The organism is Oceaniglobus sp. K40-3 (assembly GCF_055808395.1).
On the sequence record NZ_CM147868.1, the window covers coordinates 1,608,446 to 1,623,948 of the forward strand.

Below are 15,503 nucleotides of genomic sequence, written 5' to 3' on the forward strand. Positions count from 1 at the left end.
GTATTTTGTTAACCAAGCTTCACCTGCCCGGCACCGCGCAACTGATCTAGCCTGCGCCAGCATAATAAAAGGAGGTGCCGGGTGGCGCGACGCATTGAGTGGCCGACGATTTTTACATTGATCCTCTGCTATGGGGCATGGGGGTTCGGGGTTACATCGGTGGCGGCATGGTCGCCCAGTCTGGCTGTGGTGTTGGTGGCGCTGTCGATCACCCTGCATTCGTCGTTGCGGCACGAGGCGATTCACGGTCATCCGACGGGAAACACATGGTTGAATGCGGCGCTGGTATTTCCGGCGCTTGATCTGCTGGTGCCTTATGGGCGGTTCCGCGATACCCATCTGGCGCACCATCACGATGCGCGGTTGACCGATCCCTATGACGACCCGGAAAGCAATTACCTTGATCCGGCGGTCTGGGCGCGCCTGCCCGGCTGGGGGCAGCGGGTTTTGGCGGTGAACAACACCATGGCCGGGCGGCTGACCCTTGGGCCGGCTTTGGGGATGGTGGCGTTCATCCGTGCCGATCTGGCGGCGGCGCGGGGCGGTGACCAAAGGGTGGTGCGGGCGTGGCTGTGGCACATTCCGGCGGTGCTGCTGGTTGTCATGGTTCTGGGGCGCTGGGGCGCGATGCCCTGGTGGGCTTATGGGCTGTCGATCTATGGGGGGATGGCGCTGTTGAAACTGCGCACCTTTCTGGAGCACCGCGCCCACAGCCTTTCGCGGGCGCGCACCGCGATTGTCGAAGACCGCGGGCCGCTGGCGTTTCTGTTCCTGAACAACAACCTGCATATGGTTCACCACATGCACCCCAATCTGGCATGGTATCATCTGCCTGCCCGTTACGGGGCCAGAAAGCAGCGGTATCAGGCCTGCAACGATGCCTATGTCTATCGCTCCTACGGCGATGTGGCGGCGCGGTATCTGTGGCGGCGCAAAGATCCGGTGGCGCACCCGCTTTATCCACCCGCTCCGTAAGGCACTTTCGCAAAAACCTGACTCACCCAACACTGCCTGAAACCCAAGATTTCAACGCGTTGGGTGATTGCACATTTTTCGGATATTGCGAGAAGTGCAGTAGCGGGGCGCGCGGCCCCGTGCCACAAGGCGCAATGGACCCCTGGATACCGATCACCCTGACCGCCGCCTTTGCCCAGACCCTGCGGTTCATGGCGCAAAAACAGTTGAAAACGGTCGGCCTGTCCACCGGCGGTGCCACTTTCGCGCGGTTCCTGTTTTCGGCCCCCCTCGTGGCGGTGCTGATCCTTGCCTATGCGGCGGCCAGCGGGCAGGTGTTGCCCGGCACCTCTGCGCGGTTCTGGGCCTTTGCCATGGTGGGCGGCGCGGCGCAAATTCTGGCCACCATGTGCGTTGTCGCGCTGTTTTCGCTCCGGAATTTCGCAGTCGGCATCACGTTCAAGAAAACCGAGGTGGTGCAGACGGCCATCGTTTCAACCCTCGTTCTGGACGAGGGCGTGTCGCCCCGGGGCGCGCTGGCCATTGCCATCGGGTTTCTTGGGGTGCTGTTGCTGTCTGACCCGCCCGGGGGTAACGGCCCGTGGCGGCGGCGCTTGTTCAACCGGGCGGCGGGGCTGGGGCTGTTGTCGGGGGTGTTCTTTGCGTTCTCGGCTGTTGGGTATCGCGGCGCGTCGCTGGCGCTGGACAGTGGCGATGTGATCTTGCGCGCCGGGTTCACGCTGGCCATAGTGACGGCCTGTCAGACGGTGGCGATGGCCCTGTGGCTGTCCCTGCGCGAAGGGGGGCAGATGCGCAAAGTGGTGGGCGCGTGGCGCATTGCCGGGCTGGTCGGGCTGGCGTCGATGGTCGGGTCGTTCTGCTGGTTCACGGCCTTCACCTTGCAAAACGCCGCCTATGTGAATGCGCTGGGGCAGGTGGAACTGCTGTTTTCGCTGGCCGCTTCGGTGCTGGTGTTTCGCGAACGCCTGTCGTTTCGCGAAGGGGCGGGCATGGCCCTGCTTGGCCTGTCGATTCTGGTGCTTGTTCTGGCGTTATGATCCCCGGCCCAACCGGCGAAACAGGCTTTCTTCATCACTGTTCTGAAAGAACGGCACCGAGGGCGGGGCATCAAGCGACGGCAGGCGCGCCGCCGCTTCGGCCAGCACGACCTCGGTGATGAAGGGCAGGTCCAGATGGCGCGCCTCGTCCAGCGCAATCCATTGCAGATGTGAAAGCTCATCCGAGGCGCGCGAGAAATCGTCAAGATCGCCGACAACCCGCGCCGCATCGGCAACAAAGAACCGCGCATCAAACCGGCGGGGCCGCCCCGGGGGTGATCGCGCGAAACACGAACCGCAGCCCACCGGGGGCGGGCAGATGGCCGGTCTCGGCAAAGTCGCGCCAGTTTTCCGGCGGGGTGCCGGGCCAGCGATGCGGGCGCCCCAGAATCAGGCCGGTTTCCTCCCATAATTCGCGGATGGCGGCGGCGACAATGGTTGCCGGTTCTGCCCGGCCTGCCCCCTGGGCCAGACGGGCACGGCACAACCCGTTCAGGGGCCGGGCCATGGGAATGGCCGCATCCGTGGCATCGACCGCACCACCGGGAAAGACGAATTTACTGGGCATGAACGCCGCCTTGGCGCCCCGTTGCCCCATCAGAACCCGGGGCGTTGGCCCGGCGGCATCGCGTATCAGAATAAGCGTGGCGGCATCGCGCAGGGCGGTTTTGTCCAGTGTCATGGCCAATGGCCCTTTCCGCGAAAGGGCGTGGTCAGAATCCGTGCATCCGCCGCGCCCATTGGAACGCGATCATCGCGCCCTTGAGTCGGGGCAGAAGATAAAGCGAAAGCGCCACACAGCCCACCGTAAATGCGGTGGCCAGAATCATCGGTTCGGGGCGGAACATGGTGAAGCTGACGATCATCAACGGTGCCATGATATGGCCCACCAGCAGGATGGTGAGATAGGCCGGCCCGTCGTCGGCCCGGTGATGATGCAGGGATTCCGAACACACGGGGCAGTGATCGCGCACCTTGAGATACCCCTTGAGCATCGGCCCGGCCCCGCAGCCGGGGCAATGGCGCCGCCAGCCCCGCAGCAGGGCGGGGCGCAGCGGGCGCGCTTGGTCGCCCATCGGTTCATGACTGAGCGGGGCCGCCTGATGGGCCTGATCATACATCGGTGCGCCTTTCGGTGGGGTGCTGAACTGTGGCGCAAATATACGCATGATCACGTTATCTTAAAGGCGTTGACGTGTCGTTGCGTCGCGATGTCGCAAAAAAATCATCTGCCCTGCGACGGAAAACCCGAACCGGGCCGTTTGCCGGGTCAGAAGGGCAGCACAGGCGCAGCCCTCGGGTGCGATCAAAAAGGAGATACCCATGATCCCCAAGGCAAAATTTATCGGTGGTTTGGCCGCTTTGGCCATTGGTGCATCGGCATTCACCGCGACAACGGCGTCGGCCAAGGGCGACCGTCCGGCACCGCCCAGCTTTGCCGAGCTTGACGCAGACGGCAACGGCAGCATCAACCGCGCCGATCTGACGGCACTGGCCGATGCCCGCTTTGCGGCTGTCGATACCGATGGCAACGGCACCCTGTCCGCTGCCGAACTGCAAGCGCAAGGCGAAGCGCGCGCCGCCAAGCGGGCCGAAAAGATGGCCACGCGGATGATCAACATGCTGGATGCAGATGGTGACGGCGCGCTGAGCCAGGAGGAAATGCACAAGCGCGGCAAAGGGCCGGGTGCCCGTGGCGATATGGGCGGCCGGATGTTGCAGCGGGCCGACACCGACGGCGACGGCGCGGTGTCCGAGGCGGAATACAACGCGGCGCTGAAAAAGATGGCCGAGCAGGGCCCCCACAAACGTGGCGGCAAGCGCAAGCACGACGGCGGTAAACGTCACCACGATTGATGCAGCGGGGGTGCCGGGGAACCCTCCGGCACCCTGAACCAGAGATTGCCCGAACCGCCAAAGCAGGTTAGCCCCTTTTGACGATGCAGATGCCCCGGAATGATCCTGACGCCGCCCTTTTGGTGGCCTTTGGCAATGGCGACCTGTCGGCGGCGCGGTCGCTGACGGCGCGTCTGGGGCCACGGGTTCTGGGCTTTGCCACCCGGATGCTCAAGGGCGACCGGGCCGATGCCGAGGATGTCACCCAGGAGGCGATGCTGCGGCTGTGGAAAATGGCACCGGACTGGCAGCAGGGCGATGCGCAGGTTTCGACATGGCTGTTTCGTGTTGCGTCGAACCTGTGTCTTGACCGGCTGCGTAAAACCGGCCGCTCGGTCGCGCTGGATGATGCGGGCGAACCAGCGGACGAGCGGCCCGGCGCATTGGCGGACCTTGAAACCGCGCAGCGGCAGGCGGCATTGACGGCGGCGCTGGCCCGTTTGCCTGACCGGCAACGTCAGGCGGTGGTCCTGCGCCACATCGAAGGGTTGGCGAACCCCGAAATCGCCGATGTGATGGACATCAGCACCGAGGCGGTCGAAAGTCTGACCGCCCGGGGCAAACGGGCGCTGGCGGCCGACCTGGCCCCCCGCCGCGAGGAGCTGGGATATGGTTAAGCAAATGACCGATGACCGCGCCGTTGACGCGCTGTTCGCCGAGGCCCGGGCCGGGGCGGCGCCGCTGCCGGATGATCTGTTCGCGCGGATCATGGCGGATGCGCAAGCGGCGCACCCTGCGGTGCCGGTGACAGAAAACCGCAACTGGCTGGCCGCGTTCGGGGCCATGCTGGGCGGTTGGCCATCCATGGCGGGGCTGGCAACCGTGGCCGTTCTGGGCGTCTGGATCGGGGTGGCGCAACCGGTGGCCTTGTCAGAGTTTGGCATCGTGGCGGGCACTGATACGGTCGCGGCATACGATCTGGGTGATTTGATGCCGGGGTTTCAGGCCTTGGGCAATGAAGGATAGGCGATGATGCAGGTGACGGGCAAAGGTTTGGGGCGTGGCGGGCGCATCCTGTTGGTGGCGTCGCTGGCGGTGAACGTGCTGATTGCCGGGGCGGTGATCGGCGCGATGGTGTCTGGTGGCCGGTCCCACGGGGACGGTTCGCGGCGCGACGGCCCGGATCAGGCGTTGCGCGACATCGGCAATGCGCCGTTCATCATGGCGCTGACGCGCAGTGACCGCGACCAGCTTGTGAAATCCATGGGCGGGCGCAGCAAGTTGTTTCGCGCCAATCGCGACCGGCTGCGCGCCCGGTTCGAGGCCGTTCTGGCGGTCTTGCGGGCCAGTGATTTTGACGCCGAAGCATTGCGCACCCTGCTGGCCGAGCAGCGCGAGGCGCTGTTCGAACGCCAGAAACTGGGTGAAGAGGTGTTGATCAGCCGCCTGTCACAGATGAGTGCGGAGGAACGCGCGGCCTATGCCGACCGGCTTGACCGGTCACTGCGCAGGGGGCCGCGCAAAACACCGCCCAAACCCTGAGCCGGGCGCGCGGGCACATTCATCAGGGCCGCCGTTGAGGCGACCCGAACCTGATTGCGCCCCGCTTCCTTGGCCTCGTACATTGCCTGATCGGCCTGGGCCAAAAGGGTGCTGGCCAACCCGGAATCGGCGCCCCCCATGGCCAGGCCAATACTGATCGTGACCGTCAGCACCCCGCCACCCGGAAGGGGAATGGGCAGCGCGGCAATCCGACGGCACAGACGCTCGGCGGCGTGGCGCGCGGCGGGCAGCACGGTATCAGGCAGGGCCACGACAAATTCTTCGCCCCCATGACGCACGATCAGATCGACCGCGCGCAGATTGTCCTGCATCGCGCGCGCCACGGCCCTGAGCACCAGATCGCCCGTGGCATGGCCATGGGTATCGTTCACCACCTTGAACCGGTCGATATCAATCATCAGAACGGCAAAGCTGCGTTGATTGTGTTGGGCCTGTTCGGTCAGCCCGGCAAGGTGGTGGTCGCCATAACGGCGGTTGAACAGCCCTGTCAGCGGGTCGATGGTGGCCATGCGCAACCCGGATTCAACCGTATTACGCAGGCTGTCGGTGTCGCGTTTGCGACGGATGTGGCGATCAATCCGCAGGGCCAGTTCGGCGGGATCGAACCCATCTTCCAGCAGGGCATTGGCACCGATATCAAGGGCGTTCGCCTTACTGTCATCGCCATCGTCAGGATGAACCATCAGGATCGCCGCGTGCCGGGTGGCCGGGCGGCTGCGCAACTCTGACAACAGGCGCACCCCGTCGTCATGACCCGAGCGACAGGCCGCCAGCACAAACAGATCGGGGCTGTCCGGGGCGTGCGAAAGCTGCAACGCTTCGCGACCGTTCATCAGCACGAGCGAATGAGGCGTCAGCCCGCGCAAGCCGGTTTTCCAGCTCAGCCCCTGTTCGGGGGTGGCGCCGATCAACGCCACGCGGCCGGGCCGATGCAGCACTGGCGCCGGTTCCGCAAAGCCCATTTCGTGGGCCGTCAGATGGCGGCGGTGCAATTCACGGTCGGTGTCATAGGCGCGCAACAGGCTGCGCACCCGGGCCAGCAGGCGCGTTTCGCTGAGCGGCATCGACAGCACCTCGTCCGCGCCAGCCGACAGCGCGGCCAGACGGCGCGCGCTCTGATTTTCATCGATCAGCATCAACAGGGGCAGGGCGGCGGTGGCCGGATCGGATTTCAGCAACCGGCACAGGGCCGCCCCATCCATGTCAGGCAGGGACGGGGGCAGGATAATCAGGTCGGTTTCATCGGCCCGCGCCATGGCCCGGGCACGGACGGCGGTGTCACACTGGCTGACCCGGTATTGCGCGGCGGCCAGTTTGACCTTGAGAACGATGCGGTTGGTTGCCACATCGTCGGCAATGAGAATCCTGCCTGGCATGTTTCCCCGCAATTTGGGTTGAATTGTACTGGTCTTGGACATCTTTCCCTGAGAATGATTAAGAAACCCTTTCGAAAGGATTAAGGAATTCGCGATGCAGCAGGAAACCGCCGAAACCATTGCCGTGCAGGCCCTTGGCTGGCTGGCCGGGCAGGATGATCTTTTGGGGGTGTTCATGGGGGCCACCGGCGCCGGGGTCGATGATCTGCGCAACGGCGTGTCAAACGCCGGTTTCCTTGCCTCGGTTCTGGATTTCCTGACCATGGACGATGCCTGGGTCGTGCGGTTTTGTGACGATGCGGGCCTTGATTATGAAACGCCCCTGCGTGCGCGACAGGCCCTGCCGGGCGGGGCAGAGGTGCATTGGACATGAACGTGGGCGCGATTGCGGGCGTGTTGTTCGACAAGGACGGAACCTTGTTCGATTTCGATGCCACGTGGGGCGAATGGTGCCGCCGGTTTCTGCACGACCTGACCGCAGGCCAGGAGGGTTTGACCGAAGCTCTGGCCGAGTCTATCGGCTATCACATTGAAACAGGGCGGTTCTTTCCCCACAGCCCGGTTATTGCCGACACCCCTGAAATGATCGCGGATTGTCTGTTGCCGCATCTTGATGATTGGGATCACCCCCGGCTGTTGACCCATATCAACAAGGTTGCCGGCGAGGTGCCGCAGGTGTCCATCGTCTCGCTGGCGCCGCTTTTGTCGGGGTTGCGGGACCGGGGGCTGAGGTTGGGGGTGGCGACCAATGATTATCTGGCCCCGGCCCGGGCGCATCTGGCGGCGGCCGGGGTTCTGGGGTTGTTCGATTTCGTTTCAGGCGCCGATAGCGGCTTTGGCGGCAAGCCGCAGCCCGGCCCGCTGTTGGCCTTTGCCGAGGCAGTGCACCTGCCCCCGGGCGCGGTGGCCATGGTGGGCGACAGCGCCCATGATATGGTCGCGGGGCGGGCGGCGGGCATGATCTGTGTCGGGGTGAGCCGCTGTGCCAGCGACCTGGCCACGTTAACCAGTCTTGCCGATGTCGTGCTGACCGACATCGGTGAACTGCCGGCCTGGATCGACGCCCGGGGGTAGGAAAACGACGCAATCTGTCGTGACTGGCACCGCAGCGGTTGCCGGGCTGTCGTTCACTGAACCAACCGAGGAGTTGGCGATGAGCGATCAAACCCCGAAAAGACGCCGCGCGGGCGGGCGCGCCGGCCACAGCGACCGGCGCGGCCCCTCTGTTATTGAACAGATGCCATGGGCGCCGCCGATCAACACCGACCGCCCGGTCGACCCCCTGCGCCCCGAAGGGGTTGTGGCGATTCACGATGGGGCCATGCGGATTCTGGAAGAGATCGGCATCGAATTCCTGAACGAAGAGGCGGTGGAGATCCTGCGCGAGGCGGGCTGTACGATCAGTGGCACCAATGTGCGGATGGGCCGCGATTTCGTTATGGACATGCTGCGCCATGCACCATCGCAATTCACCATCACACCGCGCAACCCGGATCGCCAGATTACCATCGGCGGGCGGCAGATGCTGTTTGGAAACGTGTCGTCGCCCCCCGGTTTCTGGGATATGGACGGGGGCAAACGGCCCGGCACCCGGCAGACCTGTGCCGATCTGCTGCGTTTGTCGCAATATTTCAACTGCATCCATTTTATTGGCGGTTATCCGGTGGAACCGGTGGATATTCACCCCAGCATCCGCCACCTTGATGTGCTGTTCGACACGCTGACCCTGACCGACAAGGTGGCCCATGCCTATTCCCTTGGGCGTGAGAGGGTCGAGGATGTGATGGAAATGGTGCGCATCGCGGGTGGGCTGAGCCAGGCAGAGTTCGAGGCGCGCCCGCATATGTTTACCAACATAAATTCCACGTCGCCCCTGAAGCATGATTTTCCCATGCTCGATGGCTATATGCGGTGTGTGCGGCGGGGGCAGGCGACGGTGGTGACGCCATTCACGCTGGCGGGGGCCATGGCGCCTGTCACCCTGTCGGGGGCGGTGGCGCAATCGCTTGCCGAAGGGCTGTGCGCCATCGCGCTTGCGCAATATATCCGCCCGGGTGCGCCCTGTGCCTTTGGCACCTTCACCAGCAATGTGGATATGAAATCGGGCGCGCCCGCCTTTGGCACCCCGGAATATATCCGCGCCACGCAGATGACCGGGCAGATGGCGCGGTTTTACGGCCTTCCCCTGCGTTCATCCGGGGTTTGCGCGGCCAACGTGCCCGACGCGCAGGCGACGTGGGAGACATCAAACAGCCTGTGGGCGGCGGTGCAATCGGGCACCCATATGGTGTATCACGCGGCGGGGTGGCTGGAAGGGGGGCTGATTGCCAGCCCCGAAAAATTCGTGATGGATTGCGAGATGTTGCAGCAGTTTCAGCGGTATTTCGATCCGATGCTGACGGCGACAACCCCCGACGACATCGCCGTTGACGCGATTGCCGATGTGGGGGGCGAGGGGCATTTCTTTGGCCTGCAACACACCCAGAATCGCTATACCACTGCGTTTTATCAGCCGTTTCTGTCGGATTGGCGCAATTATGAAGCCTGGGAGATGTCAGGCGGCGTCTGGACCCACGAGCGGGCCAACGATATTTACAAACGGATCATCGAGCGTTTTGAACCGCCCCCCATGGATGAAGCGATCCGTGACGAGCTGGCCGATTTCGTGGCGCGGCGCAAAGCCGAGGGGGGCGCGCCGACCGATTTCTAGTGGTTTGACCAAATTGAGGCGCCTTCCGGCGCCACATGATCACCCCACGCCCGGCTGCGCCGGACGCGGGGCCGCTGGCGCCCGGTTCAGCCGTCGATCTTTGCCGCCATGATCGCGATTGCCTTTTGATAGACGCCTGCCGCGTTCCACTCTTGAATGACCCGAAAGTTTGTCTGGCCTTGCTGATAACCGCCGCCGGGTTGCCAGCCTTTCTGACGCAGGTAATTCGCGGTTGAGGCCATGGCATCGACCACGTTCGTCAGATCGACGCGACCGTTGCCATCGCCATCCACACCGTAGCGCAGGGCATTGCCGGGCAGAAACTGGGTATGGCCCAGTTCACCGTGGCGCGCGCCGATGGCATTGGCGGACATGGAGCCGTTATCCACCAGTTTCAGCGCCGCCAGGGCGTGGGGGGTGAAAAACCCCGAGCGGCGGCAATCATAGGCCAGGGTGGTGATTGCGGAAACCACGTTGCTGTCGCCCATGAATCCGCCGAAACCGGTTTCCATTCCGTGAATCGCCAAAAGAACACCGGCCGGGACGCCGAACCGCTGTTCAAGGGCGTTGAACAGGTTGGCGTTGCGCGCCTTGCGCTTGCGCCCCTGAGCGATGATGGTGTTGGCGCCGCGCACCTGCATGAATTTTTCAAGGCTGTATTTAAAGCTTTTTTGATTGCGGTCGGCGTGAATTGTCTTGGTGGCATAGCGCGCGGCCGACAAGGCCTGAAGCCCGCGCTGGCCCACACCCTGGGCGCGGGCCTCGGCGGCAAAGGCCGCTTTCCAGGGTTCAAACCCGCCTGCATTGTTGCCACATTGCGCGGCCTGCACGGCACCTGCACCAAGGGCCATACCTGCGGCCAGTGTGGCGGCCTTTGAAATCGTTCTGAACATAAACGTGCTCCGGTAAATACGAGTGACGCCGCAAGTTTAGGCCGATCACGGATTTTTACCAGAGCGCAGTTTGGCGCCTTGCCGGGCGGGTGGCCGATCACACCCCGCCCTGCGGCAGGCGAACCGGCAGGACATGTCAGATTTGGATTTCGATTTTTCCGTCACGGACGCGGGCGGGATAGGTGTGAAGATCAACGCAAGCCGGAGCCCTCAGGGCCGCGCCGGTGCGGTAATTGAAACGACCGTTGTGCATTGGGCATTCGATGGTTTCGTCCATCACCAGGCCGTCGGCCAGATGGACCTGTTCGTGGCTGCACAGCCCGTCGGTTGCCCAGACGCCGCCCTCAAGATCGCGGTAGACGGCAAAGGTTCGCGCGCCATGATCAAAGCGGATCACGTCTTCCTCGTCAATGTCGTCGAAATTTCCAACTTCTGTCCACTCGGCCATTTTTTTCTCCTTTGGATTGGGGTCTGGTGCCGATCAGGCCGTCTTTCGGCGGCCCTTGCCGGTAAGGGGCGGGAACCGGCCCGAGGGCGGGGGAAAGGGGGCGGCGGGCTGCGTTGCGGTGCGGGTGATCTGCGCCTCGGCCGCTGTAATGTCTCCGGCGCCATCCAGCACGCGGAAACTGGCGTGATAGGGCCGTTCCTCCTGCGGGTCGAGCCAGATCATTTCGCCCCGTTCGCGGGCGGCGGTGTTGCCGGTCACGTGGTGGGTCGAGGGTTCGATGCCCAATGCATAGGCCCCGGCGTGGAAATTCTGCCATTGATAACAACAGGGGAATTCGGCCTTGCGGGTGGTGATCTGAAGCCCCAGCGCGATCCGGTCATTGACCAGCGCCACAGCGACGGCGCCGTCGGCATCGGCGGCCATGTCGTGTTCCCACACCTGTTCGCTGAACGGGGCGCGGGGCGCGCAGGCGCGGTCATATCCGACACCCTGGGCCTCGTATCGCGCGGCGTGGCTGGCCCAAAGGACATCGGCAATCGGGGCAATCAGCCGTGCGCCATCCTCCAGCACCGGATGGCCAAGGTTCACGTGGTAAAAGAACATATGCGGGGTGACAGCAAAGCCGGCATTCACCACGCGATCGGTGATGCGAATTTCGTCACCGCCCAGATCGGCCTCGATCCGGCGGATCAGGCGCAGGTTTTCGGCGAAATTCGCCGCCTGCCGGACTTCACCCTCTGCCCAGAGAATACAGCGGTCACCCTCCCATGTTTCGCCATATCCGTTCAGTCGCGCGGGTTGCAGCGAGATGCGCCCGTGCAGCCCGTGGCGCACCCGCGCGCGGCGGGGGTAATCATAGCTGAGGGCATCGACCGTTTCATCACCCAGAATGTGATCGAGCCCGCAGGTCACCAGAAAACCGGAAAACCCCCGCATGAGGCCAAGCCCGTCTTCGCCCTCGGGGGTGATCGCTCCGCCAGCAGGATAGCCGGTGGGGCTTTGCCAGCCGATGGCGCGGCCCTTGTGTTCGACCTCGGCAATGTCCATGGCCCGGTCGACCATCACCGTAAACCGCAGCCCCGACCCGGTGCGGAATTCCAGCATCCGTTGCCCCCGTTCAACCCCGTCGCCCAGCGTCATAAGCCGGACCCCGCCAAAGGCGCGGAGATCGCCGGTTAACGCGGCAATCTCGCGGCGGGTTGTTGTTTTTCCAAAAAGCACTGGCACTGGCGGACCTCGTTTTGTGGGCAATGGGATGCCGGGGTGTTCTGTCAATGCTGCCCGAAGCCGCCAGGATAGTACAATGGGCAGAATGCCGATTTCAGGGCGAATCGCCAGTTGGGGCACCTGATTGTTGCGCCGAAGCGATGGCCAGCCCGTCAACGACGCCGGTGAATGGATCGGACCGGTTTTGACTGGCGCCGGGAAACAGGTCGGTCATCGCCGCGATCACCACATCCATCAAGCTCGACCCGCCGACGAACACCACCTGTTCTACCGCGGCGGGGGTGACCCCGGCCATGGCGCAGGTTTCAGCGGCGCAGGCCCGGATACCTTCGGCCAAAGTGTTGAGGGAGCTGGCCAGGTTCGCGTGGCTCAGCGGCACTGAAAGAGCACGCTCGATCACCCGCAGATCAATTCGCCCGTCACCGGCATTTGCCGCGATCTTGCCCCGTTCGACGGCAAAGGCGATGTCGTGGCCGGTTTCCATTTCCAGCACCGATAAAAGCCGCGCAAACGGCACCGGGTCAACCGCCTGGCGTGCCATGGCCCGAACATCGCGCAGGGTTTGGGCGCCGTAAACGAAGGGGATTTTTTCCCAGGTCGCCAGATCATGAAACAATGCATTGGGCGCGGGCAGGGCGCCATTGCCGAACGTGTTTCGGATCAAGGCGTTATGGCCCAGAAACGGCATGACATGATCAAGGCTGAGCGCGCGGTCGAAATTGGTACCGCCGATGCGCACACCGTGGCTGGCGATCACCTCGACCCCTGTTTTTGCGGCGCGAAACAGGGTGAAATCCGACGTGCCGCCACCGATGTCCACGATCAACCCCAGGCCGCCACCCGCCGCGCCATTGGCCAGTGCCGCTGCCTCTGGTTCATACATGAAGCGGACCGATTGAAATCCGGCCCGCTTGTAACATTCGCGCAAATCCGTTTCCGCCTGCGCATCCCGCGCCGGGTTGGCCGAGTGGAAATGGACCGGTCGCCCGGACACGGCATGGGGGAATTCCACGTGGCACGCTGCTTCTGCTCCGGCCTTGAGGCGCCCCAGAAAACGGGCGATGATATCAATGAAATCAATCTGTTCATTCAGGATTTGTCGCCGTTCCCGCATCAGTGCCGTGCCCAGAACGCTTTTCAGCGCCCGCATGAACCGCCCTTCGGCGCCGTCGATCAATGCGCGGTTTGCCTGGGATCCGAACAGCGTGCGGCGATTGTCAAAATCGAAAAACACCGAGGTGGGCAGCGTCTTTTCCCCCGGCTCAATCTCAATCAGATGGGGGCGTCCGTTCACCAACACGCCACAGGCCGAATTCGACGTTCCGAAATCGATACCAAGAGTGTTCATCGCGCATCCCCTCGAAAAGGTCGCCGCACTACCCCGGGCTGCGCCTTTGCGCAACCCCGGACACAGGCGGGCCGATCTCGTTGAAAATACCGCCCCGATTGGTTTGAAACCGCGAGATCGGACTTTCCCACCTGCGCCTGATCCCCTAACTACTGCGCTGAAATCGTCAGGGCGGTGCTGTGTTCCGTCTGTCCGCATGGCCCGGGCATGTGCCCCGAAAGGAGCAACCGCCTGCATAGAAAACGGGGGAGCGCATGGAGCGCCCGGCGCAATCATCAAGACCCGCGAGGGCCAAATACGCGCGCCGTGCCGCGGCTGGTATGTCGCGCGGTTGGCAAATGGTGCGCCATCGCGGGGCAGGGCAGGCGCGGTTTTGGGTCTTGGCCTTGCTGGTAGGCATCGCCGCGGGCTTGGCATCGCTCGGGTTTCGCACCGGTATCAACGTGATTCAGGCGACCCTTTATGGGACAGAGGATGTCGCGCATCTGCACAGTTTTGCGCGGACCCTTGCGTGGTACTGGATTGTATTGATCCCGGTGGCCGGCGGATTGATTGTCGGGTTGGTTCTCCATCGGTTCACGAATGATGGCCGGGCGCGGGCGGTGTCCGATGTGATCGAGGGCGCCGCCCTGCACGATGGCCGGGTCGAAAAACGTGCCGGGCTGGCCAGTGCATTCGCCGCACTGATCACCCTGTCGTCGGGCGGGTCGTCGGGGCGCGAAGGGCCGGTGGTGCACCTTGCCTCGGTGATTTCCGCCTGGATCAGCACGGTGATCAAGGCCGATGGGATCACCGGGCGCGATTTGTTGGGGTGTGCCGTGGCGGCGGCCATCTCGGCCAGTTTCAACACGCCGATCGCAGGTGCGATCTTTGCGCTGGAGGTGGTTCTGCGGCATTTTGCCTTTCACGCCATTGCGCCCATTTTCATAGCATCGGTTGCCGGAACCGTGATCAACCGGCTGTCCTTTGGCGATGTGACCGAATTCACCCTTGGTGGCGATGATGTTCTGGCCTTTTATGTCGAGCTTCCTGCCTTTCTCATTCTCGGGTTGGTTTGTGGCATTGTTGCAGTGTTGTTGATGCGGTCGATTTTTTGGGCCGAAACCCAAGGTGACCGGTTGCAAGCTGCCATGGGGTTGCATCGGGCCTTGCGGCCTGCGTTGGCTGGCGGGCTGTTGGGGGCGCTGGCCATTTTCTTTCCGCACATCATTGGCGTGGGGTATGAAACGACCTCTCTGGCTCTGACGGGCAATCTGCTTTTGTATCAGGCGATCCTGTTTGCGGTGGTCAAGGTTGTGGCGGTGGCCGTCACTTTTGGCGGGCGCATGGGGGGGGCGTATTTTCGCCCGCTCTCATGACCGGGGCGTTGACCGGGTTGGCCTATGGCATGATCGCCACGTCGTTTTTCCCCCATGTGAGCGGGTCGGAAACGCTCTATGCGCTGGCGGGAATGGGGGCTGTGGCGGCGGCCGTTCTGGGAGGGCCGATATCGACCACGCTGATCGTTTTTGAATTGACCGGCGATTGGCAGACCGGGCTGGCGGTTATGGTGGCGGTGTCGTCGTCCACCGCCGTCGCATCGCGGTTGGTCGATCGGTCGTTTTTCATGACGCAACTGGAACGGGACAATATCGCGCTGTCCAAGGGGCCGCAGGCGTATTTGCTGGGCATGTTCCGGGTGGCCAATGTCATGCGCAAACCCGACGATCCCCGGGCGGCCCCGGATGACGGAATATGGGAGGCGATCGAGGCGGGTCATATGATCGAGGCAAATGCGACCCTGAAAACCGCCTTGCCGATGTTTGAGGAAACCCCCTGGCCGTTCCTGCCGGTGGTGAAAACCGGCGCGGCGGGTGAGGCGCCCGAGATTCTGGGCGCGTTGTTCCACGTCGATGCCCTGCGCGCCTATAATCGCGCCCTGGCGGCAACCGCCGCAGAGGAACATTCGTAATGCCCCCGAGAGGCACAGAAGAATTGGCAGAATCAGCAGTATCGGGTTCCTCCGAAATAGGGTGAAATAAGTGTTTCCAAACCGCGCGTTAAGCAACCCTAGCACCAGAAACCCTAAGAATCGGTTAAATCACGGGCGC

General features: G+C 63.3%; 15 protein-coding genes and 2 pseudogenes. 10 read left to right on the plus strand and 7 right to left on the minus strand.

Annotation, left to right across the window (positions count from 1 at the left end):
• Positions 1-81: 81 nt before the first annotated feature.
• Together AC0L7P_RS08325 and AC0L7P_RS08330 are read left to right on the plus strand one after the other, a co-directional pair.
• Positions 82-975, plus strand: a complete 894-nt coding sequence (locus tag AC0L7P_RS08325; protein WP_473435277.1) for a fatty acid desaturase — start codon at positions 82-84, stop codon at positions 973-975.
• Between the two features lie 134 nt (positions 976-1,109).
• A complete protein-coding gene (locus tag AC0L7P_RS08330; RefSeq protein ID WP_473435278.1) occupies positions 1,110-2,012 on the plus strand; it encodes a DMT family transporter in 903 nt (300 codons plus the stop codon).
• Here AC0L7P_RS08330 and AC0L7P_RS08335 read toward each other — a convergent pair.
• Together AC0L7P_RS08335 and AC0L7P_RS08340 are read right to left on the minus strand one after the other, a co-directional pair.
• Positions 2,007-2,694 (minus strand): annotated as a pseudogene (locus AC0L7P_RS08335) (NUDIX hydrolase). The gene AC0L7P_RS08330 and the pseudogene AC0L7P_RS08335 sit on opposite strands and share 6 nt — an antisense overlap.
• Positions 2,695-2,725: 31 nt before the next feature.
• Positions 2,726-3,133, minus strand: a complete 408-nt coding sequence (locus AC0L7P_RS08340) for a DUF983 domain-containing protein (RefSeq protein ID WP_473435279.1) — start codon at positions 3,131-3,133, stop codon at positions 2,726-2,728.
• Positions 3,134-3,335: 202 nt separating this feature from the next.
• On the opposite strand from AC0L7P_RS08340, the gene AC0L7P_RS08345 reads away from it, so the two are divergent.
• From AC0L7P_RS08345 to AC0L7P_RS08360, 4 genes are all read left to right on the plus strand, one after another.
• Positions 3,336-3,869 carry an EF-hand domain-containing protein gene (locus tag AC0L7P_RS08345; protein WP_473435280.1) on the plus strand — a complete coding sequence of 178 codons (534 nt, stop codon included), beginning with the start codon at positions 3,336-3,338 and terminating at the stop codon, positions 3,867-3,869.
• A gap of 89 nt (positions 3,870-3,958) precedes the next feature.
• Positions 3,959-4,525 carry an RNA polymerase sigma factor gene (locus AC0L7P_RS08350; protein WP_473435281.1) on the plus strand — a complete coding sequence of 189 codons (567 nt, stop codon included), beginning with the start codon at positions 3,959-3,961 and terminating at the stop codon, positions 4,523-4,525.
• Positions 4,518-4,874, plus strand: a complete 357-nt coding sequence (locus AC0L7P_RS08355) for a hypothetical protein (protein WP_473435282.1) — start codon at positions 4,518-4,520, stop codon at positions 4,872-4,874. The genes AC0L7P_RS08350 and AC0L7P_RS08355 overlap by 8 nt, the downstream gene beginning before the upstream one ends.
• Before the next feature lie 3 nt (positions 4,875-4,877).
• A complete protein-coding gene (locus AC0L7P_RS08360; protein ID WP_473435283.1) occupies positions 4,878-5,390 on the plus strand; it encodes a periplasmic heavy metal sensor in 513 nt (170 codons plus the stop codon).
• Here AC0L7P_RS08360 and AC0L7P_RS08365 read toward each other — a convergent pair.
• Positions 5,327-6,787: a diguanylate cyclase gene (locus AC0L7P_RS08365; RefSeq protein ID WP_473435284.1), complete on the minus strand. Its 1,461-nt coding sequence runs from the start codon at positions 6,785-6,787 to the stop codon at positions 5,327-5,329. The two genes, AC0L7P_RS08360 and AC0L7P_RS08365, sit on opposite strands and share 64 nt — an antisense overlap.
• 94 nt (positions 6,788-6,881) lie before the next feature.
• On the opposite strand from AC0L7P_RS08365, the gene AC0L7P_RS08370 reads away from it, so the two are divergent.
• The 3 genes from AC0L7P_RS08370 (at position 6,882) to AC0L7P_RS08380 (ending at position 9,497) form a co-directional block, all read left to right on the plus strand.
• On the plus strand, positions 6,882-7,160 hold the full coding sequence (locus tag AC0L7P_RS08370; RefSeq protein WP_473435285.1) for a DUF3572 domain-containing protein: 279 nt from the start codon (positions 6,882-6,884) through the stop codon (positions 7,158-7,160).
• Positions 7,157-7,861: an HAD family hydrolase gene (locus tag AC0L7P_RS08375; protein WP_473435286.1), complete on the plus strand. Its 705-nt coding sequence runs from the start codon at positions 7,157-7,159 to the stop codon at positions 7,859-7,861. The genes AC0L7P_RS08370 and AC0L7P_RS08375 overlap by 4 nt, the downstream gene beginning before the upstream one ends.
• A 79-nt stretch (positions 7,862-7,940) precedes the next feature.
• On the plus strand, positions 7,941-9,497 hold the full coding sequence (locus tag AC0L7P_RS08380; protein ID WP_473435422.1) for a trimethylamine methyltransferase family protein: 1,557 nt from the start codon (positions 7,941-7,943) through the stop codon (positions 9,495-9,497).
• Positions 9,498-9,583: 86 nt separating this feature from the next.
• Here the strand turns inward: AC0L7P_RS08380 and AC0L7P_RS08385 are convergent, their stop codons facing one another.
• The 4 genes from AC0L7P_RS08385 to AC0L7P_RS08400 all read right to left on the minus strand — a co-directional run bounded on the left by AC0L7P_RS08385 (position 9,584) and on the right by AC0L7P_RS08400 (position 13,413).
• Complete coding sequence (locus AC0L7P_RS08385) at positions 9,584-10,348, minus strand: lytic murein transglycosylase (protein ID WP_473435423.1); 765 nt, start codon at positions 10,346-10,348, stop codon at positions 9,584-9,586.
• Between the two features lie 178 nt (positions 10,349-10,526).
• Complete coding sequence (locus AC0L7P_RS08390) at positions 10,527-10,838, minus strand: MocE family 2Fe-2S type ferredoxin (protein ID WP_473435287.1); 312 nt, start codon at positions 10,836-10,838, stop codon at positions 10,527-10,529.
• A gap of 33 nt (positions 10,839-10,871) precedes the next feature.
• Positions 10,872-12,065, minus strand: a complete 1,194-nt coding sequence (locus AC0L7P_RS08395; RefSeq protein WP_473435288.1) for an aldose 1-epimerase family protein — start codon at positions 12,063-12,065, stop codon at positions 10,872-10,874.
• A gap of 94 nt (positions 12,066-12,159) precedes the next feature.
• The gene (locus AC0L7P_RS08400) at positions 12,160-13,413 is read right to left on the minus strand and encodes an Hsp70 family protein (protein WP_473435289.1); all 1,254 of its coding nucleotides are present in this window, start codon (positions 13,411-13,413) and stop codon (positions 12,160-12,162) included.
• Positions 13,414-13,733: 320 nt separating this feature from the next.
• Here AC0L7P_RS08400 and AC0L7P_RS08405 point away from each other — a divergent pair.
• Positions 13,734-15,364, plus strand: a pseudogene (locus AC0L7P_RS08405) (chloride channel protein).
• The last annotated feature ends 139 nt before the right edge of the window (positions 15,365-15,503 follow it).